22 protein-coding genes are annotated in these 21063 nt (G+C 40.5%); 10 read left to right on the top strand and 12 right to left on the bottom strand.

Features of this window, described 5'->3' with window-relative positions:
* Positions 1 to 15: 15 nt before the first annotated feature.
* From dagF to UR08_RS07205, 4 genes are read right to left on the bottom strand one after another with little or no spacing between them, the layout of a single operon-like run.
* Positions 16 to 756 carry a 2-dehydro-3-deoxy-phosphogluconate aldolase gene (gene dagF / locus UR08_RS07220; RefSeq protein ID WP_115752998.1) on the bottom strand — a complete coding sequence of 247 codons (741 nt, stop codon included), beginning with the start codon at positions 754 to 756 and terminating at the stop codon, positions 16 to 18.
* A gap of 2 nt (positions 757 to 758) precedes the next feature.
* Positions 759 to 1862, bottom strand: a complete 1104-nt coding sequence (locus UR08_RS07215; protein WP_115752997.1) for a DgaE family pyridoxal phosphate-dependent ammonia lyase — start codon at positions 1860 to 1862, stop codon at positions 759 to 761.
* A complete protein-coding gene (locus tag UR08_RS07210; RefSeq protein WP_115752996.1) occupies positions 1834 to 2958 on the bottom strand; it encodes an amidohydrolase/deacetylase family metallohydrolase in 1125 nt (374 codons plus the stop codon). Before UR08_RS07210 ends, UR08_RS07215 begins: the two co-directional genes overlap by 29 nt.
* 59 nt (positions 2959 to 3017) lie before the next feature.
* The gene (locus tag UR08_RS07205; protein WP_115752995.1) at positions 3018 to 3722 is read right to left on the bottom strand and encodes a GntR family transcriptional regulator; all 705 of its coding nucleotides are present in this window, start codon (positions 3720 to 3722) and stop codon (positions 3018 to 3020) included.
* A gap of 126 nt (positions 3723 to 3848) precedes the next feature.
* Between UR08_RS07205 and UR08_RS07200 the strand changes: the two genes are divergently transcribed.
* On the top strand, positions 3849 to 4634 hold the full coding sequence (locus tag UR08_RS07200) for a GNAT family N-acetyltransferase (protein ID WP_165849960.1): 786 nt from the start codon (positions 3849 to 3851) through the stop codon (positions 4632 to 4634).
* 35 nt (positions 4635 to 4669) lie between these two features.
* Here the strand turns inward: UR08_RS07200 and ybaK are convergent, their stop codons facing one another.
* Positions 4670 to 5146 (bottom strand): Cys-tRNA(Pro) deacylase, encoded by a 477-nt coding sequence (gene ybaK / locus UR08_RS07195; RefSeq protein ID WP_115752993.1) that lies wholly within the window; start codon positions 5144 to 5146, stop codon positions 4670 to 4672.
* Between the two features lie 188 nt (positions 5147 to 5334).
* Here ybaK and UR08_RS07190 point away from each other — a divergent pair, with 188 nt between their 5' ends.
* The gene (locus UR08_RS07190; RefSeq protein ID WP_115752992.1) at positions 5335 to 6111 is read left to right on the top strand and encodes an SDR family NAD(P)-dependent oxidoreductase; all 777 of its coding nucleotides are present in this window, start codon (positions 5335 to 5337) and stop codon (positions 6109 to 6111) included.
* Between the two features lie 85 nt (positions 6112 to 6196).
* Here UR08_RS07190 and rarD read toward each other — a convergent pair whose 3' ends face one another.
* Positions 6197 to 7123: an EamA family transporter RarD gene (rarD, locus tag UR08_RS07185; protein WP_115752991.1), complete on the bottom strand. Its 927-nt coding sequence runs from the start codon at positions 7121 to 7123 to the stop codon at positions 6197 to 6199.
* Between the two features lie 152 nt (positions 7124 to 7275).
* On the opposite strand from rarD, the gene UR08_RS07180 reads away from it, so the two are divergent.
* Positions 7276 to 7479 carry a CsbD family protein gene (locus UR08_RS07180; RefSeq protein WP_115752990.1) on the top strand — a complete coding sequence of 68 codons (204 nt, stop codon included), beginning with the start codon at positions 7276 to 7278 and terminating at the stop codon, positions 7477 to 7479.
* An 80-nt stretch (positions 7480 to 7559) separates the two neighbouring features.
* Here UR08_RS07180 and UR08_RS07175 read toward each other — a convergent pair whose 3' ends face one another.
* Positions 7560 to 8090 (bottom strand): YceI family protein, encoded by a 531-nt coding sequence (locus tag UR08_RS07175; RefSeq protein WP_115752989.1) that lies wholly within the window; start codon positions 8088 to 8090, stop codon positions 7560 to 7562.
* Between the two features lie 461 nt (positions 8091 to 8551).
* On the opposite strand from UR08_RS07175, the gene brnQ reads away from it, so the two are divergent.
* On the top strand, positions 8552 to 9901 hold the full coding sequence (gene brnQ / locus UR08_RS07170; protein ID WP_115752988.1) for a branched-chain amino acid transport system II carrier protein: 1350 nt from the start codon (positions 8552 to 8554) through the stop codon (positions 9899 to 9901).
* 153 nt (positions 9902 to 10054) lie between these two features.
* Here the strand turns inward: brnQ and UR08_RS07165 are convergent, their stop codons facing one another.
* The gene (locus tag UR08_RS07165; protein ID WP_115752987.1) at positions 10055 to 12385 is read right to left on the bottom strand and encodes a helix-turn-helix transcriptional regulator; all 2331 of its coding nucleotides are present in this window, start codon (positions 12383 to 12385) and stop codon (positions 10055 to 10057) included.
* Positions 12386 to 12555: 170 nt separating this feature from the next.
* Here UR08_RS07165 and UR08_RS07160 point away from each other — a divergent pair, with 170 nt between their 5' ends.
* Positions 12556 to 13581, top strand: coding sequence for a glyceraldehyde-3-phosphate dehydrogenase (locus tag UR08_RS07160; protein WP_115752986.1), 1026 nt, complete (start codon positions 12556 to 12558; stop codon positions 13579 to 13581).
* Positions 13582 to 13641: 60 nt separating this feature from the next.
* Here the strand turns inward: UR08_RS07160 and UR08_RS07155 are convergent, their stop codons facing one another.
* Both UR08_RS07155 and UR08_RS07150 read right to left on the bottom strand, forming a co-directional pair.
* Positions 13642 to 13860, bottom strand: a complete 219-nt coding sequence (locus tag UR08_RS07155; protein WP_115752985.1) for a helix-turn-helix domain-containing protein — start codon at positions 13858 to 13860, stop codon at positions 13642 to 13644.
* Positions 13861 to 13868: 8 nt separating this feature from the next.
* On the bottom strand, positions 13869 to 14417 hold the full coding sequence (locus UR08_RS07150; protein ID WP_115752984.1) for a DUF2975 domain-containing protein: 549 nt from the start codon (positions 14415 to 14417) through the stop codon (positions 13869 to 13871).
* A 224-nt stretch (positions 14418 to 14641) separates the two neighbouring features.
* On the opposite strand from UR08_RS07150, the gene UR08_RS07145 reads away from it, so the two are divergent.
* Positions 14642 to 15472 carry a hypothetical protein gene (locus tag UR08_RS07145; protein ID WP_115752983.1) on the top strand — a complete coding sequence of 277 codons (831 nt, stop codon included), beginning with the start codon at positions 14642 to 14644 and terminating at the stop codon, positions 15470 to 15472.
* 107 nt (positions 15473 to 15579) lie between these two features.
* Here UR08_RS07145 and UR08_RS07140 read toward each other — a convergent pair whose 3' ends face one another.
* Together UR08_RS07140 and UR08_RS07135 are read right to left on the bottom strand one after the other, a co-directional pair.
* Positions 15580 to 15894: an SdpI family protein gene (locus UR08_RS07140; protein WP_115752982.1), complete on the bottom strand. Its 315-nt coding sequence runs from the start codon at positions 15892 to 15894 to the stop codon at positions 15580 to 15582.
* Complete coding sequence (locus UR08_RS07135) at positions 15894 to 16646, bottom strand: alpha/beta hydrolase (protein WP_115752981.1); 753 nt, start codon at positions 16644 to 16646, stop codon at positions 15894 to 15896. The genes UR08_RS07140 and UR08_RS07135 overlap by 1 nt, the downstream gene beginning before the upstream one ends.
* Positions 16647 to 16749: 103 nt before the next feature.
* Here UR08_RS07135 and UR08_RS07130 point away from each other — a divergent pair, with 103 nt between their 5' ends.
* The 4 genes from UR08_RS07130 (at position 16750) to rodA (ending at position 20859) form a co-directional block, all read left to right on the top strand.
* Complete coding sequence (locus tag UR08_RS07130) at positions 16750 to 17718, top strand: ABC transporter substrate-binding protein (RefSeq protein WP_115752980.1); 969 nt, start codon at positions 16750 to 16752, stop codon at positions 17716 to 17718.
* Positions 17715 to 18719 carry a FecCD family ABC transporter permease gene (locus UR08_RS07125; RefSeq protein ID WP_115752979.1) on the top strand — a complete coding sequence of 335 codons (1005 nt, stop codon included), beginning with the start codon at positions 17715 to 17717 and terminating at the stop codon, positions 18717 to 18719. Before UR08_RS07130 ends, UR08_RS07125 begins: the two co-directional genes overlap by 4 nt.
* Positions 18716 to 19498 carry an ABC transporter ATP-binding protein gene (locus tag UR08_RS07120; RefSeq protein WP_115752978.1) on the top strand — a complete coding sequence of 261 codons (783 nt, stop codon included), beginning with the start codon at positions 18716 to 18718 and terminating at the stop codon, positions 19496 to 19498. Before UR08_RS07125 ends, UR08_RS07120 begins: the two co-directional genes overlap by 4 nt.
* 188 nt (positions 19499 to 19686) lie before the next feature.
* Positions 19687 to 20859, top strand: a complete 1173-nt coding sequence (gene rodA, locus UR08_RS07115; RefSeq protein WP_115752977.1) for a rod shape-determining protein RodA — start codon at positions 19687 to 19689, stop codon at positions 20857 to 20859.
* Positions 20860 to 21063: the final 204 nt, after the last annotated feature.

The following is a 21063-nucleotide window of genomic DNA, read 5'->3' as shown; positions in this document are numbered from 1 at the left end:
CTTGTCATCGCTCCTTTAGTCAGTCAATTTTTTCATGATTTGATAGAGAGTTTTAACATCTTCTGGTTTTGTGTCGCCACTTGCTTTATCAATAATTGAACTGTACACGTGAGGAATGACTTTTTTTACACCTGCATCCAGTGCGATTTTTACAATTTCTTCGAAGTTATCCAGCGTAATACCGCCAGTTGGTTCTAAGTAGAAGTCGTTTTCTGCACAAGCTTTTGCGACTGCACGATATTCTTCTTCGTGTGCCAGACCTTTCATTGGGAAATACTTGATCGAGCTTCCTCCCATATCTTTTAGAAGGGCAATGGCTGTTTCAATCGGAACTTCTCCTGCTGGCGCTTCACTGCTAAGCGGTCCTGTTGCGATATTCACATAACCGACTTTTCCAGTTGGAGAAACAAGACCATTGATGATGGTTTCATCTTGACCTAAAAGTGCACGGCTAGCACCAACTCCTGTGAAAACTTGGTTGATATGTTGGGGTTGAAGCTCTGCTGAAATACGTGTTACCATTTCGCTTTGTTTTGGATTTCCTGCGCCAAGTCCAACAGATAGGGCATTATCGGTTGCTTCAATGTATTTTTTCATATCTGTGATCGCTGCTTCATCAGAAGAATAATTGATGGAAAGGACGCCGAGCACGACATGTCCATCCGCAGCTTGATAACATTCTTTAGCATTTTCAACAGAATTTGCTAGTACGTTTAAGCAGATACGATCGTTTAAGTATTTTGGTGTTTTTTGCATGATTATTTCCCACTTTCCATAATTTCTTTTAAGCGATTTTCAATTAATTTCATTTCATCTGCATTTACAGCGCGAACATCGAATTCGATGATGCCATTATTAGCTTGATATTCTCTCGTGTAAATAGCAGGGCTCTCACTTTTTAGCTTGGCGATAACTTCTTTTGCTGACGGCTTGCTGACTTTGACAGAAGCACGGTAGATATCTCGTCCGGCAGCATCTTGAACAATTTTTGCTTCAAGGCCATCAATTTGGTTTAAAGCGTCGATAAATGGGTGAAGTCTTTCTTGCATGTTCTCGCCTGTTTCACCTGCTGTATTTAAGTAACGTTCAATCGCGCCTGTTAGCCCGATAATGTTTTCTTTTCCAATTTTCATCGCACGACCGATGCCTTTTGACTGCATCCGCACCCAACTAATTGCCTCTTTTTTGCCGACAACGAGTCCAGAAGTTGGTCCGTCAATGGCTTTTGCACCACTATAAATGACAAGATCCGCACCTTGTTTGGCGTAAGTGAATAAATCTTCTTCTGCCGCTGCATCCACAATCAGAGGAATTCCGTGTTTTTTGCTGACTTCTACCATATCTGCGACAGTTAACATGCTTTTTTGCACGGTGTGATGACTTTTGATATAAAGGAGTGCAGCTGTTTCATCTGATAGCATCATTTCAACATGTTCTTTCGAGCACATGTTGGCATAGCCTGCTTCACGCAATTTTCCGCCACCCAGTTCAATCATGACTTCAACAGCAGTCCCGTAATCGACGTTATGTCCTTTTGGAATTACGATTTCCCGTTTCTTAATTTTGTCTGTGTACGGGTGGTAAAGATGGTAGTCACTTCCTTGTCCGATTAAACCAGCGACAGATTGGGCAATGCCTGCAGAAGCGCTTGAAACGATGACAGCATCTTCTGTATGCAGTAAATCTGCGATGTAACGTCCCGTTTTTTCAACAAGATCAGCCATTTCAAAAAAATGTTGACCGCCAAATTTTTGCAAGGCGACGATTTCATCAGGGGTTTTCGATACGCCGAGGATAGTCATTTTTCCAGATGCGTTGACGACTTGTTTTAAATCATATTTTTGATAAAGATCCGTTGTCATAAACTTTTCCTCCTACAATGGTATAAACCGGTTCGATGACCGTGCGTGTGTACTTTGTATTTCCATTAGAATCTGTTAGTTCTTTGTGTCCATCTTTCACATCGAAAATAGTGATGTCTGCATCAAAATCTTCTTTTAAAGTTCCTTTGTGATGAAGTTTGAAATTATCAGCTGGATGTGTGGTCACCATTGGAATAATTTCAGTGAGGGAATAGCCGATCGAAAGTAATTTTTCCATTGTTGTAGCTAAATCATAAACGGGGCCTTTTTCGCGATTTTTATGGTAAATGTCTGTGCTGAGCGAATAAGGGGTAAGGCCTTCTGCTTTAGCTAGGCGTGCTGTGCGGAAATTAAAGCTATCTGTTCCGTGCCCGATATCAAAACGAACACCGCGGTCATAGGCTTCTTTTGCAACCGCTTTAATTTCATTGCTCGTTTGTTCTAAAATCCCATTTGGTTTTCCGTTAAAGCAGTGAGTTAGAACGTCCCGTGCATCTAGTCGCGTTAAAATTTCCTTTAAATCAGGAGGATTCGAACCAATGTGCACCATGAGTGGCAAATCATCTAACTCGTTTTGTAATTCTTTGGCTAAAATAAGGGGCTCATAATTATTTTCACCGACAACCGTTTTACTCATTCTCGCTTTAAGTCCCACAATAAAATTTGGTAGCTCGGCTATTTTTTGTTTAACGGCTTCTTTTTGAATGTTTTTCATGTCAGAAAGCTCATCTTGGGCAATGATGCCCGTCTTCGAAATATTAATGAGGGCATAAACATTTGTTTTGGCTTGCTTAACGTGTTCATAAAAAGATGCAATCGTATCCGCACCAGTAGAACCAGCATCGATAATTGTTGTCACGCCTTTTGTAATTCCAATTTCATCCGGTTGGTCATAATAAATTGGCATTTCCGTATCACAGTGAACATGATCATCAATCCATCCAGCAGAAATATAGTGCTTTCCAGCTAGATCTATTACTTTTTCAGCTTCGTCGTTAATTTGCGGGGCTACAGCTGAAATTTTCCCGTTTGTAATGGCAACAGAAAGTGGCTCTTCAGTGATTGTTTTTCCATTTTTGATTAGAAGATCGATCATGTTGTCACCTCCTTCGAAAACATTATAACATTATAATGTTTGAAAACGCAATCACTTTTTTAAACTTCATATTCAATTTTATAAGGGAAAATTTGTGTATTATAAAGTCCGATCGAAAGCTCGATCAAATGACCACTGCTATCATAAGATTTACGCATCCGTTTCAAGCCGTTTTCTTGTTCAGCTTGCAGTTGTTTTTTTTCATCCGCCGAAAAAATAACCGCTTCAAAAGTATCGTTAAACGAGGCAACTGTATAGCCGTTTTCTTTTAGCAGTTGGTAAAGAGAGATGTGGTCAAGGTTTAAATTAGGCTCATGAATTTGCTCGACTTCTTGAATGTAATGCTGATAATAAATGTAAGGCTTGTTATCAAGATAATAAAGGCGCTTGATGTGTGTGACTGGTTCATCAAAATAAATAGCTAAAGTAGGATGAGCTTCAGGTAACAATGTTTCAATCGCAAGAATTTCCTTTTTAATGGAAAAACCAGATTCTTCGATGATTTTCGAAAAAGATTTGGCTTTTGAAAGTTTGTTAAAAAGTTGGTTGCTAATCACTTGCGTCCCTCTGCCACGTTGCTTGTCCACGTATCCTTCTGCAGCAAGAAGTGCCACAGCTTGTCGAATTGTCATTTTGCTCACGCCAAAAAGCTTCTCGAGTTCAGGTTCACTCGGAATGTTTTCGCCGAGCGGATAACTGCCATCTAGAATTTTTTTCTTGATCTTTGTTGCGATTTCTTGATACAAAACAACATTTCTTTTCATTATTTTTCTCCTTAAACTAAGATTGTTCTTTCTTATGATAAACTAAAAAGAGGGCGGTTACAATACTGAATCGTGCTTAAATCAGGCATTTATGCTATGCTGAAAAGAAAAAGGAGGGGCCGCCTAGTGATCGAACTGAAAAAATTCACAGAAGTAACCCGTAAGCAAGTGATGCAAGCCTGGAATGCAAGTTTTGCCGATTATGTCGTACAAATGAAGTTAACAGAAGAGGCATTTTTTGCAAGAATGGACGAGTTTTTACTGGACCCTAATTTATCCTCCCTTGCGTTCTCAGATGAAGTGCCGATCGGCTTTAATTTGCTTGCGCGCGAAGGAGACTATTCATGGTGTGGAGGCTTAGGGGTCGCGCCTCCATTTCGTGGCAAAAGAGTTGCCGATTTATTAATGGAAGATATGCTTCAAAAAGCCGCAGGAACACAATTTAAATTAGAAGTCATAACAGATAATGACCGCGCTGTTCGTTTTTATCAAAAACATCATTTTGAAGTCATGAATGAACTTTACTTTTTAGATGGACCACTCGGAGAAGCCTCTGAAATTGCTACTGAGCATCCAGAATTAGAGACGGAAGACTCACTTTTAACCCCTTGGCAAAATTTGTTGCGATTTAAAAAAGAAGAAACGTCAAGTCGATTTAGTTTGGAAGAAGGAAAGGGAAGTTTTCACCTTCGCTATACGCTATCTGACAGGGGGATTGAAGTAAGTAAATTCGAGCTTGAACAAGGAACCTCACTTCAAGCGGCTCTTTCAGGACTGGGCTTTGTAATAGGTGCTGAAAAAAGACTCTTTCTTAATAATTGTGTGCTTGATAGGGAACTTGCCACCTCTTTTTTTGAAGCTGGTTTTCGGAAATGGATTTCTCAGTGGCAAATGGTTCGAGAAGTTAAATAAAAATAAAGGACTTGCGCTATCTGGGCGCAAGTCCTTTATTCGGTTCTTAGGTTAGCCCACTTGGCTCGGCAAAGCGGAAGAAGGGCATTTGGATCGAGTTCAATTTGTAAGCCTCGCTTCCCAGCAGAAATATAGATGGTCGTAAAATCACGAGCTTTTTCATCAATAAAAGTGGGGAATAGTTTTTTCATGCCAATGGGAGAACAGCCTCCGCGAATATAGCCAGTTATTTTTTCAAGATCTTTCACATGAATCATTTCTACTTTTTTATTCCCGCTTTGTTTAGCAAGCTTTTTTAAATCAAGCGTATCTTCTGCGGAAAGTAGGGCAACTAAATGCCCAGTTTTATCGCCGAAAGCAACAAGGGTTTTGAAGATTTGCGCCGGATTTTTCCCCGTCTCTTCTGCAACATGAGCTGCATCTAAGTGCTTCTCATCAAAATGATATTCGTGTAGTGTATAAGGAATCTTCTTTTGGTCGAGCATTCGGCAGGCGTTGGTTTTATGTGCCACAGTTTATCACCTCATTTTTATTATAACGTATTTTAGCTAACTGTCATAAAATGTATTTTCTGTGACATTTTTTCTGCTTTTAGTTTCTTTTATTCTTTGAAGTACAAAACATATTGATAGGTCTAAAGCAGAAGTGCTATGCTTAATTGTAGGATTTTTGGGCCTTAACGCATTTTGAGGAGGCAACGATGAAATTAGAAGGCAAGAAAATTATTGTAACAGGTGGAGCAAATGGAGTTGGAAGAGCGATTACCGAGGAGTATTTAAAGCAAGGAGCAAAAGTCTACTTTGTTGATGTGAATGAAGAACGGGGAGAAAAACAACTTGAAACTCTTAGAAAACGGGGGTTTCGGGAAGCTCATTTTGAAATGCTTGATATTTCTGACCGAGAATCAACCTTTGAAGTGTTCGCGGAAGCTACAAGACAAATGGGAGGACTGGATGTACTGGCAAATCTAGCAGATATCTATCGTCCTGATCCGGGGGCAACGACGCTTGAATCGGAAATTGATTTTAATCTGGACGTGAATGTCAAAGGAACCGTCTTTACTAATCAAGCAGCCTATTCACTTATGAAAATAGAAGGTGGCGGGAGCATCATTAATTTTGGTTCTTTATCAGCACTAAACCCGCATCCTGGTTCTGCAGCTTATTCACTTAGCAAAGGTGCTGTTCACTCCTGGTCAAGAACAGTCGCGCATGAATGGGGCGAGGATAACGTCCGAGTGAATTGTATTTTACCTGAGATGGCAACTGAAATGTACGAAACATGGGTAGCAGGAATGACAGAAAAAGAGCGAGAAGTACACCGATTGACTGTGACAGATAATATTCCGCTCGGTCACACTTACGGAGATCCAGAGCGTGACCTTGCGCCAGTTATGACTTTTTTTGCAAGTGATGATGCGCATTTTATTACGGGGCAGCTTATTCCAGTGGATGGAGGGCTCGCAAGTACACGATAGTTAAGTAAAAAGCGGAACTTTTAAAAGTTCCGCTTTTTTGAATGCCGTAAAATGGGGGTAGTTTCATCTTTTGTTTCTAGAAAAACTACTTCGCTTGTTCGGCTTCTGCTGATTTTTGTAGCTGTTTAAGCTTAGCGCCAATATAAATGTGTGAAACTGTGAAAATAATGATTCCTATCCAAATGGAGGCAAAAGCTGTAAATTGCATGGAATCGAAACTTTCTTTGAAAAGTAAAACGCCTAAAATAAGCATCAATGTTGGCCCAATATATTGTAAGAAGCCTACCATTGTGTAGCTGATTCGCTTGGCTGCTGTAGCAAAGAGAAGTAGTGGAATCGCGGTTACGATCCCTGCACCGATCATCACAAGGTCTGTTTGAGCTGGAAAACTCATGAAGAAGTGTTTGGCAAAAAATAACAGATAAATGAGAGCAAACGGTGCAATGATTAGTGTTTCAAGTGTAAGTCCAGTCCAAGTTGAAACGGGAACAAACTTTTTGATTAAGCCATATAAGCTGAATGTAACGGCCATCGCAATAGCTGCCCAAGGAACACCGCTTTCGTGATAAGTCAAAATTAAAACGCCTACAAAGGCGAAGACAACAGCGATAATTTCAGCTACGTTCAGACGCTCTTTTAAAAAGACGGTGGCGATTAAGACATTAACAAGTGGATTAATATAGTAGCCGAGGCTTGCTTCTGTCACATGGCCGCTGTTCACTGTGAAAATGAAAATAAACCAGTTAGCCGTAACTAAGATAGCAGCTAACGTAATGAGCAATGCTGTTTTTGGCTGCTTCAAGATAGCCTTCATTTCGGTCAAGACTTCTTTTGATTTTCGAATAGCCACAATCAGAAAAATCATGAAGACAAAGGACCAGATGATTCGATAAGCTAAAATTTCAATGGCAGGGACTTCTTTTCCAAGTTTCCAATAAATGGGCAAAATCCCCCACAAAACATAGGCGAAAGCTCCAGCTAAAATTCCCATTGTTTGTTCGTTTTTTCTCATGATTTTCCTCTTTTCTGTTGGTGAATAGTAACTAGACCATTCTAACGTATTTTATAGTGGAAAGCTAGCTGCTTGTTTAAAAAAATAAGTTTGATTGCTTGGCAAGTGTGGAAAGTAAAGAATGATACTAAAATAGAGGAGGATGAAGTAAAATGACTGAAGACAAAGGTAAACTCGATCAAGCAAAAGGTGAAGTGAAGGAAAAAGCTGGAAAAGTAACGGGAGATGACAAGAAAAAAGCAGAAGGATTCTTGGATAAGGCGAAAGGCAAAGCAAAAGAAGCAAGTGCTGATTTGAAAGGAAAAGCCGAAGACTTAAAGGAAAAAGCCGAAGATAAATTCAAGAAAGACAAATAACCGTCTTTTAAGCAAGAAAAAAAGCGAATGGCTTCGCAAAATTTGCAGGCCATTCGCTTTAGTTTTTGTTAGACGTTTCCTTATTTGGAAGCTTCGATTTGGACGTTAATTTTAACTTCATCCCCGATGAGCACGCCACCAGTTTCTAGTGCAGCGTTGTAATTTAAGCCAAAGTCTTTCCGGTTAAATTTACCGCGGCCTTCAAAACCTGCCACCATGTTCCCAGTGTTTGGATCTTTTCCTGTTCCTTCATAAGTCACGTGGAAAGTAATTGGTTTTGTTACTTCGCGAATTGTAAGATCGCCTGTGATTTCGTATTCATCATCACCATCCGGTGTAATGTCTGTTGAAACAAAAGTAATGCTAGGGTATTTTTCAATGTTGAAAAAGTCTTCGCTTTTAAGGTGACCATCACGTTGTGCTTGGCGTGTATCTACACTCCCTGCATCAACTGTGAATTTGATTTTGGCATCTTGCAAGTTTTCAGGATCCATTTCAACATCTGCTTCGAAAGTGTTAAATGTACCCTTCACCTTAGAAACCATCATGTGTTTAACTTGAAATTCAACTGAGCTATGTGCGGGATCAATGTTCCATTTTTCTACTGCCATTTTTTCATTCCTCCAATTTCTTTTACTTTTCATGTATTTGCTTGATATTTCCCCATTGTTCAATGGGGTCATCATTGTTTATAAATAAACTATAACATACTTACAAAATATAAGCAACTAATAAAATATAATTTGTAAATTTTTTTAACAAGAAATTATGAAAACAAGTTTAGAAAATTTAGTTTCTATTGTTAAATTTCTAGCCAATTACCCTAAAAGTATGATATGATTTACAAACAATAAAAGAAAGGAGCAAGATTAAAGAGGGATCGGCTGTCTTTTTGCAGAAATGCGTTTTAAACGGAAGCCGGCTGTTATAGCTTGGCTATTTCGGAAAAGAATATTCTGACAATGATGAGTTGACATTAAATTTTTCGGGTCGAACGGTATGGAAGAGCTGTTTAATTCTACAGATATTTTGTCAGAAAGTTTCGAATGTTAAAGAAAGGGGAAGATTTAAAATGGAAAAGAAAGTTTCTTTTTCAGCGTATTTTTTTATTGGACTTATGTTGTTTGCACTTTTCTTTGGAGCAGGAAATTTAATTTTTCCGGCTTATCTTGGTCAACTTTCCGGAACTAGCGTTTGGATTGCGGTACTTGGTTTTTTGGTAACTGGAGCAGGTCTTCCGTTACTCGGAGTTCTCGCGATTGGAATTTCTGGAAGCAGTGACTTACAAACGCTCGCAAGTCGGGTGCATCCAGTTTACGGAATTATTTTTACAGTTGCTTTATACTTAACGATTGGCCCTTTCTTCGCACTTCCGCGTACGGGAACGGTATCATTTGAAATCGGCATTGCGCCATTTCTTGGAGAAGGAAATCACCAATTTGCGCTTGTCATCTTTTCAGTGATTTTCTTTGGACTCACGCTTTGGCTCTCACTTTCACCTTCAAAAATTGTAGACCGGGTAGGGAAATATTTAACGCCAGCACTTCTACTTTTCCTTCTCATTTTAATTGTAACAGCCCTTGTGAAACCACTTGGTGAACAAACAGCGCCTGCGGGTAAATATATGACGAGCCCGTTTACAACCGGGTTCCTCGAAGGTTATAATACAATGGATGCACTGGCTTCACTGGTATTTGGAATCATTGTCATCAATGCGATTAAAGCTAGTGGTGCTAAGTCGAAGCGTTCGATTGCCATGACTTGTTTGAAAGCAGGAGTAATTGCAGTAGGTTGCTTAGCCATTGTTTACATATTTATTGCTTACATTGGCTCTATGAGTGTGACCAAGCTTGGCTTATTTGATAATGGCGGACCAGTTCTTTCAGGAGCGACAGATTATTACTTCGGTAGTTTTGGGCGGATTTTACTCGCGCTAATTATCGGACTTGCCTGCCTAACAACGAGTATCGGGCTTACAACTGCTTGCGCCAGTTATTTCCAAAAACTGTTTCCAAAAATTCGTTATGGCACTTATGTCGTCATCTTTTCGGCCTTTGCTTGCCTCGTTGCAAACGTTGGACTTGCAAACTTGATTTCATTCTCTGTGCCTGTTTTGATGATGATCTATCCGCTTACGATCGTGCTCATCTTGCTTACTTTCTTAAACCCACTATTTAAAGGAAGACGAGTTGTTTATGTCACGACAATTCTCTTCACAGCTGTCATTTCAATCATGGAAGGCGCAAAAGCCTTCAAGATCCCACTTGGTGGCTTAGAAAACTTCTTTTCAAATTATGTGCCATTTTATAATCAGTCGCTTGGCTGGATTACATTTGGCCTTTGTGGTTTAGTAGTAGGAATCATTATTGCGCTTTGCACGAAGCCGACTTCTGAAAGCGTCAAAAATGAAGTAAACATTTAAAGGGTGAATCAAACATGACGCTAACGGATATCGTTCAATTGATCATTTTCATTGGTATCCCAGTTTTTCTCATTTGGCTGGGCTTAAAAGCTTATTCCAAAAAGCAATCCAAATGAGTAAACCAAAAGGAAATGCCCGCGGGCATTTCCTTTTTTAAATGGTACGCTTAAGCTCATAAAAATGAATTGCATTCAGTTCGAGATACGCATAAAAGGACCAATCATTAGAAATAAATTCATCCGTCACCGTTAGAGTTGGCTTTGAGGCTGTCACGATGTAATCAAGAATTTCTTCATCTAAACCATGCCGACTATTGAGTTGCCAGTATTTAGAATAAAGCGCGCCATTATCTCGATCAAAAATCCATTTACGTAACTGATATTCGCCTTCCTTCAAGCCAAGAATCCGTAGATGGACTTCCTTGCGCTGTTCATTCCGAACCAGTTCACTTACAGATAACTTTGGATTCAAATTGACAGCATTAATCAAAATGAGTTGATACCCATCCACATTTTCCATCAAAATATAATCCTTATCCTGCGCAACCACCTTGCCGTAGAGTTTTTCTTTAAAATTAAGTGCATAATAAGCAGGCCGCTTTCCATTAAAGAAGTGGAAAAGTTCCAAGCCATCCATCCGAATGTTGCGCTTGTTGTTTTCCTCCTCGTGCAGTTCCGTATTGATCCAAAAACCAATTCCCGCAACTTCTGGACTCACATCAAACAAGGCTTCCAAAATTAAAGCTCCGCGGAAAAAAGTTCCATTCGTGTAACGCGTATTCCCAGTTAACGTATTCCAATTAATGAGCATCAATTTCTTTTGAATCCCGTGCTTTTTCAAGTATTGCTTCAGTTTTTTCGTCTTCGTAAGCGTATAACGTTCCGCATCATGAAAAGTCATGGAGGTTTCCTTAGAAAAATCAATGATTTCATTTGGATTGGCATTATAAGTGAGGAAATCCACTTGATCGCTCGTTTCTAGAAACCATTGATGCAATTTTGGCACCGTCGCTCGTTCCGAAAAAGGAATAAATGTGCCAAGTTGAATTTTGGGATTGATGCCCACCAAAAGCTGTTTGAGTCGCAAGAAAACCCGCTTTAACTCACCTGCTCTAACAAGCGTTTGCTCCGGCTCATAATACATAAACGCCCAAGAAGCGACAAATGAATGCCCGAAAACTTGGATTGAGTGACGCAAAAAGTGAGCAAGCTGTTCAAAATAAAAATTTTCATCGCGCGAAAGCTCTTGATATTCAATGCGAATAAATGGGCGCAAATCGCGGTTTTTCAAATAGCTAAGAGCCAAGTCAGCGTTTGCAAACGTAGAAGAAGTAGGGACGGTTTCATCCGTTTCAACCTCTGGCAAGAAAGTCCGGCCGCGCAGTAAATGCCGAATGCCGATAAAATCAAGCCCGATTTCGCGTTGTACCATTTCAATTTGCTTTTTAACATTATCCTTCAGAAGCTCCTTGAGCTCTCCGATGGTAAGCAAATATGCCGTTTCTGCCAAAGATTCGTTTCCGACCGGATTCACCGTGATTGTCTTCTGTTCAATCGGGATGGGATTCAGGCTGGTTTCCTGGGCCGTTTCCAAATGATACTTCGCAAGCAAATTGAGAATCTCAGGTGTCAGCTCCAAAATTTGCGTGGTCGCGGCTTTTTTCTCCTTAGAAGAAAAAAGCCGCTGATTATGTTCCTTTTCGCGATACCTTGTTGGCGTTTCTTTATAGTAAGCCTTAAAAGCATCCGTAAAATGCTTCGGACTTGAAAAGCCGTTGCGAATCGAAATCGTTGTAATTGATTCATCTGTGAGCATTAAATCATCCGTACTATGTTTCAATCGGATGTGAGTTAAATACTGCAAAAAGCCCATCCCCGTTTTTTGTTTAAAATAACGCGAGAAGTAAGATGGTGATAAATATTCCTGTTCAGCCACTTTGCTAAGACTAATTGATTCATCATAGTGATTCTCTAGATAGGCAATAATTCGTGACAAACGCTCATCTTCCAGTTTCTGCGTCAGCGGCTTCGTTTGTTCTTTTTTAAAAAACTTGGTGAGAAGCAACATGATCTGGAAAATGGTGTTATGCGAAATTAGTTGGCTATTTTCAGTCGAATTAAAAGCATTCATGACGAGTAGAGTTAAGTTGTGGCGAAGGGAGGAAACAATTTTTTCTCGCCCGCTATCAAGCTCTCTTGAAAAACATTCGAACGAATAGTGGTAATATCCCGGGAAAAAGTGAGCAAAAAAAGCGCTTTTGATTTGTAATCGGATCAAGGTGTTATGCGAGAGATCCGTGAGCATATAAGGCTCATTTTGGTTGAGAATATAAAGATCATCTGCCTGCAAAGTGACGGTTTTTTGACCAGTCGAAAGTTCAACCTCACCGTCGATCACAAATAACAGTGTGGTTGCAACATCGCGACATGTGAGTGGCTGTTCAATTTTTTCTAATTGAATTTGAAATTCTTCTTGATCTAGCATGGCTGCCACCTCCTCCTGCTTTATTATACCTGAAACGGTGTGAGATAAGCTAAATTTTTCGAAAAAATTTATAATTCCAGTTTTGTAGGTAAACGCTTACATTTTCGAATGAGCCATGTTATACTGAACCTGCAAGTCGTTTTGCAATTATTTCTAAGGGGGAAATAAGCTTGGCGAAAAATGTAGCAATTACAGGATTTGGACGAATTGGCAGAATGTGCTTTAGGAAACTCATGATGGATGGTTTGGTGAACGTAGTCGCAATCAATGCCAGCTATCCAGCAGAAACGATTCGGCACCTCATTAAGTATGATAGTGTGCACGGGAAATTTCAAGGTGAAATCAAGGTTCTTGCAGAAGACAAGCTAGAAGTTTGCGGGAAAGAAGTCTTGCTTGTGAACGAACGCGATCCGAGAAATTTGCCTTGGCGTGAACTGGGAGTCGATATTGTCATTGAGGCGACGGGCAAATTCCGTTCAAAAGAAAAAGCAGGGTATCACATTGAAGCGGGAGCGAAAAAAGTTGTTATCACGGCACCAGGGGAAAATGAAGATGTCACGATCGTAATGGGTGTGAATGAGGCGGATTATGACCACGAACGCCACCACGTGATTTCGAATGCGTCGTGTACAACGAATTGTTTAGCACCTGTTGCAAGAATCTTGGATGAAAACTTCGGAATTGAAAATGGGCTTGTGACAACTGTTCATGCTTATACAAATGATCAGCACAGTCTTGATAATCCGCATAAAGACTTGCGGCGTTCAAGAAGCTGTACCACATCGATTATTCCGACAACAACAGGAGCCGCTAAAGCGATTTCACTTGTTTTGCCGCACCTAAAAGGCAAATTGAATGGGACTTCACTTCGAGTGCCAACACCGGATGTCTCGCTTGTGGATTTAGTAGTCACCTTAAAAAATGAAGTAACAGAAGCTGAAATTAATGAAGCATTTAAATTAGCTGCTCAAACCGAGTACCAAGGGATTTTGGATTACACGGACGAGCCACTTGTATCCGTAGATTTTACAACGGATTCTCATTCTGCTATTGTGGATGGGCTTAGCACAATGGTGATCGAGAAGCGTCAAGTTAAAGTGCTTGCTTGGTACGACAACGAATGGGGTTATGCTTGCCGAGTGGTTGACCTTGTCAACTTGGTTGCAGCAAAAATGGAAGAGGCCGTTTTACAATAGGAAAACTGTTTTGTATCCTGAAAAAAAGCGGAGGATCGTGCATCCTCCGCTTTTTGGTGTTCAGTTTTCTAGCTCGTCATCGGCATATTCAAGAATATCACCTGGTTGGCATTCTAAAACCTTACAAATTTGGTTGAGTGTTGAAAAACGGATGGCGCTAATTTTGCCTGTCTTGATTTTGGATAGATTGACATTAGCAACTCCGACTTTTTCAGAGAGTTCTTTTAACGACATTTTTCGATCGGCCATGACGCGATCTAGTCTTAAAATGATAGCCATTTTTCACCTCATAACGTTTCATCGGATTCAGTTTGTAACTTCACGCCGTAGCGGAAGACTTCAGTTAGCAAATAAAAAACGGCAGCAAATAATATCGCTATATCTATTCCGAAATTAAATAAGTAACCGGGTAGAAATAATGTGCTAAGGAGCGAATAAAGCAGTTGCGGTGCGAGTGCATATAAAAAGAGTAAAATGGAAATTTGGCGCAACTTACGCACGTATTTTTCTTGGAATGGTGAAAATTGAACAGCTAGTCCTTGGAAGATTTGGCTCGCTAGCCAGAGAATAGCAATAATCAGTACTGCCGAAAAAAGTAAAACAAGCGTGAAAATCCACATTTGAGCAGTTGTGTGGTTAACACCGTTATCTAGTTGACTTTGGAAAGTGATTTGAAAAGAAGTACCATTAAATTGTTTTTCTTGTGTCGTTGTCGTGATATTTGTCGGTTGAAAAAGAATAATGAAGAAAGTTAACGTACCGCAAACGATGGCACTAATTTTGAGTAAAACACTTAAAATATTTGCGAGCTTTTGACTTTTTTGTTGTTGACGCATATCTCTTTCCCTCCCTTTTCTTTTAGTATAGCAGGGTATTAATAATAATCAATATATTTTTAATGTTTATCATTAATTTTTAAGTGAGCGAAAAATTGAATGGATCAAAGTTATGAAAAGCACGAGAAATGCCTAAAAGTTGTCACAAATGGGGAGGAAATCTATGCTACTATGAAGGTATAAAGTGATATTTTTATCAATTTTTGAAAGAAAGGGTCAAGCAGATGGCTGTTCAGTTACAAGGGGAACATATTAACAACCATTCAGATACATTAGTCGTTATTTTACAAGGTGTTTTCACAAAAACCAATGAAGCCTATGCGGATAAAGTGGTTCGAGGTGAAGTTTCAGATCAAGCGGTTAAAACTTTGCATGGTTACTATCATTTTAGGAAGGTATCGGAGCGAAATAAAGAAAGAGATTATTTTTATCTTCAAGATTATTACTCGAGCTTATATGGTTGGTATTTATTTGACCATGGCCGGTTTATTTATCAGGAATTAAGCCTTGCGCTTTCAAAATTTATCCAAAAGCATGATTATAAGCATGTATATGTAGTGGGAAGTTCAAAAGGAGGCGCAGGTGCAATCATACTTGCGCTTCACTGCCCGGAAGTGGAGAAAGTATTTACGATGGTTCCAGATTTAAAAATTTCTACGGATGCGTTTGGGGCAAGCGGTCGTGCACTCTTCTTTAATAATGATCCAATATTTGAGAAACAAGTCAAAACTATTTTTGAAAATCAGATGATTTTGAATGAGCTAGAAAGAAGAGATAAGAAACCCACTTTTTTCTATTTTACAGGTGTACGGGATTACGGATTTAAAGCCATTACGAATTTTCATCGTAAACTTCAAGAAAAATTTGAGATCGAAAGCCACTTGCTTGTGATGCCAACGCCAGAACCTCATAGTCCGCTCATTAAAAATCATCCAAACTTAATGAATCATTTGATTCAAAACTTAGATAAAAAGGTACCTTGGGAAGAAGACCAATTTACTTCTGTTTCGCCATTTGTACATATCGCTACTTATAAGTCGATTGGGATGAAATGATTAAAGGATCGTAGTTTAGGAGAAAAGTCATTTTGAATTGATAACTGGCATCCAAATTAATGGTCAGTAAAACCAGAAACAGCAGGAAACTTCCTGCTGTTTCTGGTTTATTGTTTCGCCAAATATTTTTCTGTTTGCAAAATGGAAAGTAAAACGAGCAGAATGACGATGAAAAAAAACAAGCTGCTGCGCATAAGAAAATCCATTGGAATGAAAATTAAAATGAGATAAAGGCATATCGAGAAAGCGCCGAACGCAATCCAAAGTAAGCCTATATAGCGATGTGCGGCTTTAAAATGTGCTGGGCTTTTTAAGCTTGCTTTTGTGCGGTAAGCGAGGGCAGTTGTTTGATTTTTAGGTGTGAAAAATCGGAAATAAATGCCAAAACCAATTAAAAGAAGCGGTAAAAGAAAGTCAAGCATTAGAGCCACTTCAATATGTTTTGGATACTTTTATCCCAAAATTTAAAATCATGTTCGCCAGGCGCTTCGGCATATGTTGATTGGATGTTTTCTGATTGTAGGAAGTCACGAAAGGCTAAGTTATCCTCGTAAAGAAAATCTTCGGTGCCGCAAGTTTGATAAAGTTCTGGAAGCTCGATTTGACTCTTTTTGTTTTTGCGAACGAGATGATAAAGGTCGCTTGGTGTTCCGTGTAGCGTTTTTTTGCCGCCGGTTATGGCTTCAACGGAGAAATTATCAAACGGGTGATGTAAAATGTAGTCGATATCCATTACACCGGACATGCTTGCTGCTTTGGAAAATCGGTCTGGGCAGGAAAGAGCCATTTTAAAGGCACCGTAGCCTCCCATCGAATGACCGGCAACAAAGGTTTTCTCTCGTTCTTGCGCAAGAGGGAAAAGTGTTGGTAATAAAGGGAGCAATTCTTTCGTGAAATAGTCAAAATAGCGGTGTCCGTAAGCCATGTTGCTATAAAAGCTGTGATCGAATGACGGAATGACAACAGCGATTCCTTTTTCGGCTGCATAGCGCTCGATGTTCGTGTTTCGAACGTAAGTCGTATGGTTGTTGGACAAACCATGAAGCAGGTAAAGTGTTGGATAAGTAGTTTTGTTGCCACCACTCCACCAGTCTTCTTGCTCGGGAAGTAGGATGGAAATCGAGGTGGTTGTTGCAAGCGTATTCGAAAGGAACTGAAAATCAATAATAGCCATGAAAAAATTCCTCCTCAAATGAAAATTATTCTCAATTATCTTTTTGAATAAATCGGGAATATCTAGTACAATAAATATAACAGAAAACCTGAGGGAGGACACTATGAAAAAGGCTTATTTAGGAGTAATTTTCATCGTCGTTTTGCTTCTTGCGGCGTGCGGGGCGAGTGGGGAAACTACAAAAAAAGCTTCGGATGAAAAACAAGCGAGCAAGAAAGCGGTTTTGACGATTAAAGATATGGCAGGAAGAACGGTTGCGTTTGAAAAAAAACCGAAGCGGATTGTTGCGCTCACAAATTCGGATATGAATATTTTATATGCACTAGGAACAACGGTCGTTGGGCGGCAAACCCAGGATGCAAGCGGGGTTGAAGCGGATGCGCTGAAAAAAGTCGCGGAAGTGGGGAACACACATGATCTTAATTTAGAGAAGATTGCTGCGACAGCTCCGGATGCGATCGTGGCAAGCTCGGAGCAGAATTTGAAGGATGTACCAGCGCTTGAATCGCTTGGCGCAAAGGTGATTTTGACGGGCGCTAATTCAGTAGCGGATATAAAGAAGCAAACGGAAATCCTTGGCGAATTAGTAGGGCAACCGAAGAAGGCGGAGAAATTGAACGCCGAAATTACGCAAAACGAAAAAAATGCGGAACAAAAAGCCCCACAAAATAAAGTGCGCGCACTCCTCGTTCTTGGTGCACCAGGTAGTAACTATGCGGCACTTCCAACTTCGCTGAGCGGTGATGTGCTTGAAAAAGCGGGCGGAATCAATGTCGCGAAAGATTTTAAGGGAGTCGAAAACTTCCCGCAATACGCGGCGCTAAATGTTGAAAAAATTGTTTCGGCTGATCCTGAAATTATCTTTCTCATGATTCATGGAGGCGACGAAAAAGAAACGGAAGAGGCTTTTAAAAAGGAAATGAAGCAAAATCAAGCTTGGAATTCCACATCAGCTGTAAAAAACGATCAAATTGTCGTGCTCCCAGCCGATCTTTTTGGGACAAATCCGGGGCTTCGGATTGATGAGGCACTTGCTCTAATGACGGATAAACTGAATCAGGTGAGAAAATGAGTAGCGGCAAGGATCCAAGGGCAAGACGACGTTTTTTGTCTTTTATCATCGTTTTAGTTCTCCTTGTTGTCGTGTTTTTTTACAGCTTAACGACCGGCTCTGTAAAGCTAAGCTACGCTGAGGTTTGGCAAAGTTTAGCAGGAAACGGGAGTGCGCTTTCGGACCAACTCGTATTTAACTTGCGGCTCCCGCGTATTTTGATTGCCTTTCTCGTCGGAGCGGCGCTTGCGATCGCTGGCTGCTTGCTTCAAGGTGTGATGCGGAATCCGCTAGCTGATCCAGGAGTCATTGGTGTTTCAGCTGGTGGTGGCCTGGTTGCGATTGTTATGACGATCGTTTTTCCCGCGCTTTCAGGATTTGTTCCACTTGGTGCATTTCTCGGGGCGTTTGGAACGGCGCTTCTCATCTACCTAGTCGCTTGGGATAAAGGCGTTTCACCGCTGCGAGTGATTCTATCGGGCGTTGCGATCAATGCGTTTATTTCCGCGATGACTTCTGGTGTGATGGTGCTTTATTCGAATCGCGTCCAAAGCGTGATTTCTTGGATGACAGGAACGCTATCTGGAAAAAGCTGGTATCATTTGGAACTGATTTGGCCGTATATGCTTGTCGGCTTTGTACTAAGCGTGTTTGCCGTTCGTTCTTCTAATGTGTTGATGCTTGGCGACGATGCGGCTAAATTACTTGGCTATGGCGTTGAAAAACATCGCTTTTTCATCATCATGTTAGCGGCTTTCTTGAGTGGTGTTGCGGTAAGTGTGGCGGGCTTAATTGGCTTCGTTGGACTCGTTGTGCCACATATTTTCCGTTTAATTATTGGAAATGATTACCGCTATCTCTTGCCACTTTCAGCAGTTGGCGGAGCCTTGCTCGTTGCGTTTGCGGATACGGCGGCGCGTAGCTGGTTTGGCTCGATCGAATTACCAGTTGGAATTTTACTAGCGATGCTCGGCGCACCATTCTTCTTAATTCTTTTACAACGCGGGAGGGTGGCTTCATGAAAATAGAAATGGATCAATTATCCTTCTCGAGAAAAAAAGAATTTGCGATTCACGATCTTTCTTTACAAATTGAGACGGGAAAAATCACCACGTTGATTGGACCGAATGGCTCGGGAAAATCGACATTGCTCCGGCTGATGATGCGGTTACTTTCGCCGAGTGACGGACGAGTTTTGCTTGACGGAACGAATCTTCCTGAATTTAGTTCGAAAAAATTGGCGCGGGAAATGACGATGCTTTCGCAAGCGCCAGATGGCTTGCTTGACGTTGTCGTGCATGACTTGATCGCTTACGGGCGCTTGCCACATAAAGCATGGCTCGAGCGACTGACGGCAGAAGATGAATCGGTGATTAACTGGGCGATTGAAGTGTGTAATTTAAAAGCACTTGCCTACAGACCGCTTCATACTCTTTCGGGTGGAGAGAAACAGCGCGCTTGGCTCGCGATGGCGCTTGCTCAAAAGACACCTGTTTTATTGTTGGATGAGCCGACCACTTATTTAGACATCTCGCACCAGCTTGAACTGCTTGATTTGCTCAGAAATTTGAACAAGGAATACGGACTTACGATTGTACTCGTGTTACATGATTTAAACCAAGCCGCGCTTTATAGCGACCAGATTATTGCTTGTTCGGATGGGAAAATCGTTTCGGCAGGAACACCGCGTGAAGTTTTGACTGAACCTTTTCTGGAAAAGGTATTCCAAATTCGCGCCGCGGTGACCGAACTTGAGGGGAAAGTTTCGATTCGTCCAATTTCATCAACTCGTTTCTTATAAAAAACTTTAAATTAGAATTTGATGAAAATACTTCCTATCTAGTGCGAACTTGATTATAATGTAGAAAGATGTTTTTACGCAGCATGAAGATTTATGATAAGATAGAAGTTGAGTTTTGAATTTGCTGTTTTTGGAAGCAAGGGGAATTTTGTTTTAGCTTGCAGCCTAATCAGTTAGGAGCGTAAGGAATGAACCAACAAAATAAGATGGCGGGGCGGATTGATTACGGGATTGTACTCACGCTAATGCTACTTTGTATCATCAGTTTAATTTCAATTTACAGTGCACAGCTCACGAATGAGCAATACAATGCAAACTTTGTTGTCAAACAAGGTGTGTGGTATGTTGTCAGTACCTTTGCCATTATTGTGATGATGCAACTCGATTATGAAAAATTAACCAAATGGGCTTACTATTTTTATGTTTTTGGCTTACTTACTTTAATCTTCGTTTTGATGTTTGGTAGGGAAGTAAAAGGCGCAAAAAGCTGGATTATCATTCCATTCCTAGGAAGCATTCAGCCATCAGAAATTGTAAAAGTCATTATGATTATCGTACTTGCGCGAGTGATTATGAGCCACAACAAGAAACACCAGATTCACACTGTCAAATATGATTTTCTTTTGCTGATCAAGATGGCACTTATCATGTTGCCACCGATGGCGCTCATCATGCTTCAGCCTGACCTTGGAACGGCGCTTGTCTTCATTGCGATTGCTTCAGGGATGATACTCGTATCCGGGATATCCTGGAAGATCATCGTGCCGATTTTCGGCTCGATTTTCACAGTTGGTGCAGCCGCAATTTGGATGGTTATCAATCACCAAAGCTGGTTAATCAAGCTAGGCTTCAAGCCGTATCAATTTGAGCGGATCACAACTTGGATCAATCCAGAAACGGATCCACAAGGCGGAGGATACCAAGTCTTGCGAGCGATGACGGCGATCGGTTCTGGGCAAATATCGGGAAATGGTGCTGGATACAATGCGATTTCCATCCCAGAAAACCACAATGACTTTATCTTCACCGTCATTGGCGGGGATTACGGCTTTATCGGAGCAAGCATCTTGCTAGCGTTATATTTCTTATTAATTTACCAAATCATCCGTGTGGCGCTAGATATCAATGTTCCATTTTATTCGTATATTTGTACAGGCGTTGTGATGATGCTTATGTTCCACGTTTTAGAAAATGTGGGCATGAACATTGGCTTACTTCCGATTACGGGGATTCCACTTCCATTTGTGAGTTACGGAGGAAGTGCCTTGCTTGGAAATATGATGGCACTCGGATTGATTCTTTCAATTCGATTTAATTACCAGAAATCGATGTTCACAGCACGTGAACGTAAAGCTGAATAAATGGAAAACCTCTTCTTGGTGGAAGAGGTTTTTATTTACACAAAAATGGCATTTTTTATCAGAATGAACAAATGCTTATTAGGTGAAGATTAAATATAAATGTCTAAAATTCTAACAGATAAGCGACTTTTCGTCCAGTGTTTTTTTGAAAAACACTCAAATTCTGTAGACTAAAATTCACAAATTTTTCACATCTTTTTTTCT

This window comes from Listeria kieliensis (assembly GCF_003369925.1).
Classification (GTDB): Bacteria; Bacillota; Bacilli; order Lactobacillales; family Listeriaceae; genus Listeria; species Listeria kieliensis_A.
The sequence above is the reverse complement of the archived record's forward strand: the minus strand, read 5'-3'. Positions and strand labels throughout refer to the sequence as shown.

Excerpts from the sequence above, each read along its gene's own strand:
- dagF (WP_115752998.1), bottom strand. The coding sequence starts at position 756 with ATGCAAAAAACACCAAAATACTTAAACGATCGTATCTGCTTAAACGTA.
- UR08_RS07215 (WP_115752997.1), bottom strand. The coding sequence starts at position 1,862 with ATGACAACGGATCTTTATCAAAAATATGATTTAAAACAAGTCGTCAAC.
- UR08_RS07210 (WP_115752996.1), bottom strand. The coding sequence starts at position 2,958 with ATGATCGATCTTCTAATCAAAAATGGAAAAACAATCACTGAAGAGCCA.
- UR08_RS07205 (WP_115752995.1), bottom strand. The coding sequence starts at position 3,722 with ATGAAAAGAAATGTTGTTTTGTATCAAGAAATCGCAACAAAGATCAAG.
- UR08_RS07190 (WP_115752992.1), top strand. The coding sequence starts at position 5,335 with ATGAAATTAGAAGGCAAGAAAATTATTGTAACAGGTGGAGCAAATGGA.
- rarD (WP_115752991.1), bottom strand. The coding sequence starts at position 7,123 with ATGAGAAAAAACGAACAAACAATGGGAATTTTAGCTGGAGCTTTCGCC.
- UR08_RS07180 (WP_115752990.1), top strand. The coding sequence starts at position 7,276 with ATGACTGAAGACAAAGGTAAACTCGATCAAGCAAAAGGTGAAGTGAAG.
- UR08_RS07175 (WP_115752989.1), bottom strand. The coding sequence starts at position 8,090 with ATGGCAGTAGAAAAATGGAACATTGATCCCGCACATAGCTCAGTTGAA.
- brnQ (WP_115752988.1), top strand. The coding sequence starts at position 8,552 with ATGGAAAAGAAAGTTTCTTTTTCAGCGTATTTTTTTATTGGACTTATG.
- UR08_RS07165 (WP_115752987.1), bottom strand. The coding sequence starts at position 12,385 with ATGCTAGATCAAGAAGAATTTCAAATTCAATTAGAAAAAATTGAACAG.
- UR08_RS07155 (WP_115752985.1), bottom strand. The coding sequence starts at position 13,860 with ATGGCTATCATTTTAAGACTAGATCGCGTCATGGCCGATCGAAAAATG.
- UR08_RS07150 (WP_115752984.1), bottom strand. The coding sequence starts at position 14,417 with ATGCGTCAACAACAAAAAAGTCAAAAGCTCGCAAATATTTTAAGTGTT.
- UR08_RS07145 (WP_115752983.1), top strand. The coding sequence starts at position 14,642 with ATGGCTGTTCAGTTACAAGGGGAACATATTAACAACCATTCAGATACA.
- UR08_RS07140 (WP_115752982.1), bottom strand. The coding sequence starts at position 15,894 with ATGCTTGACTTTCTTTTACCGCTTCTTTTAATTGGTTTTGGCATTTAT.
- UR08_RS07135 (WP_115752981.1), bottom strand. The coding sequence starts at position 16,646 with ATGGCTATTATTGATTTTCAGTTCCTTTCGAATACGCTTGCAACAACC.
- UR08_RS07130 (WP_115752980.1), top strand. The coding sequence starts at position 16,750 with ATGAAAAAGGCTTATTTAGGAGTAATTTTCATCGTCGTTTTGCTTCTT.
- UR08_RS07125 (WP_115752979.1), top strand. The coding sequence starts at position 17,715 with ATGAGTAGCGGCAAGGATCCAAGGGCAAGACGACGTTTTTTGTCTTTT.
- UR08_RS07120 (WP_115752978.1), top strand. The coding sequence starts at position 18,716 with ATGAAAATAGAAATGGATCAATTATCCTTCTCGAGAAAAAAAGAATTT.
- rodA (WP_115752977.1), top strand. The coding sequence starts at position 19,687 with ATGAACCAACAAAATAAGATGGCGGGGCGGATTGATTACGGGATTGTA.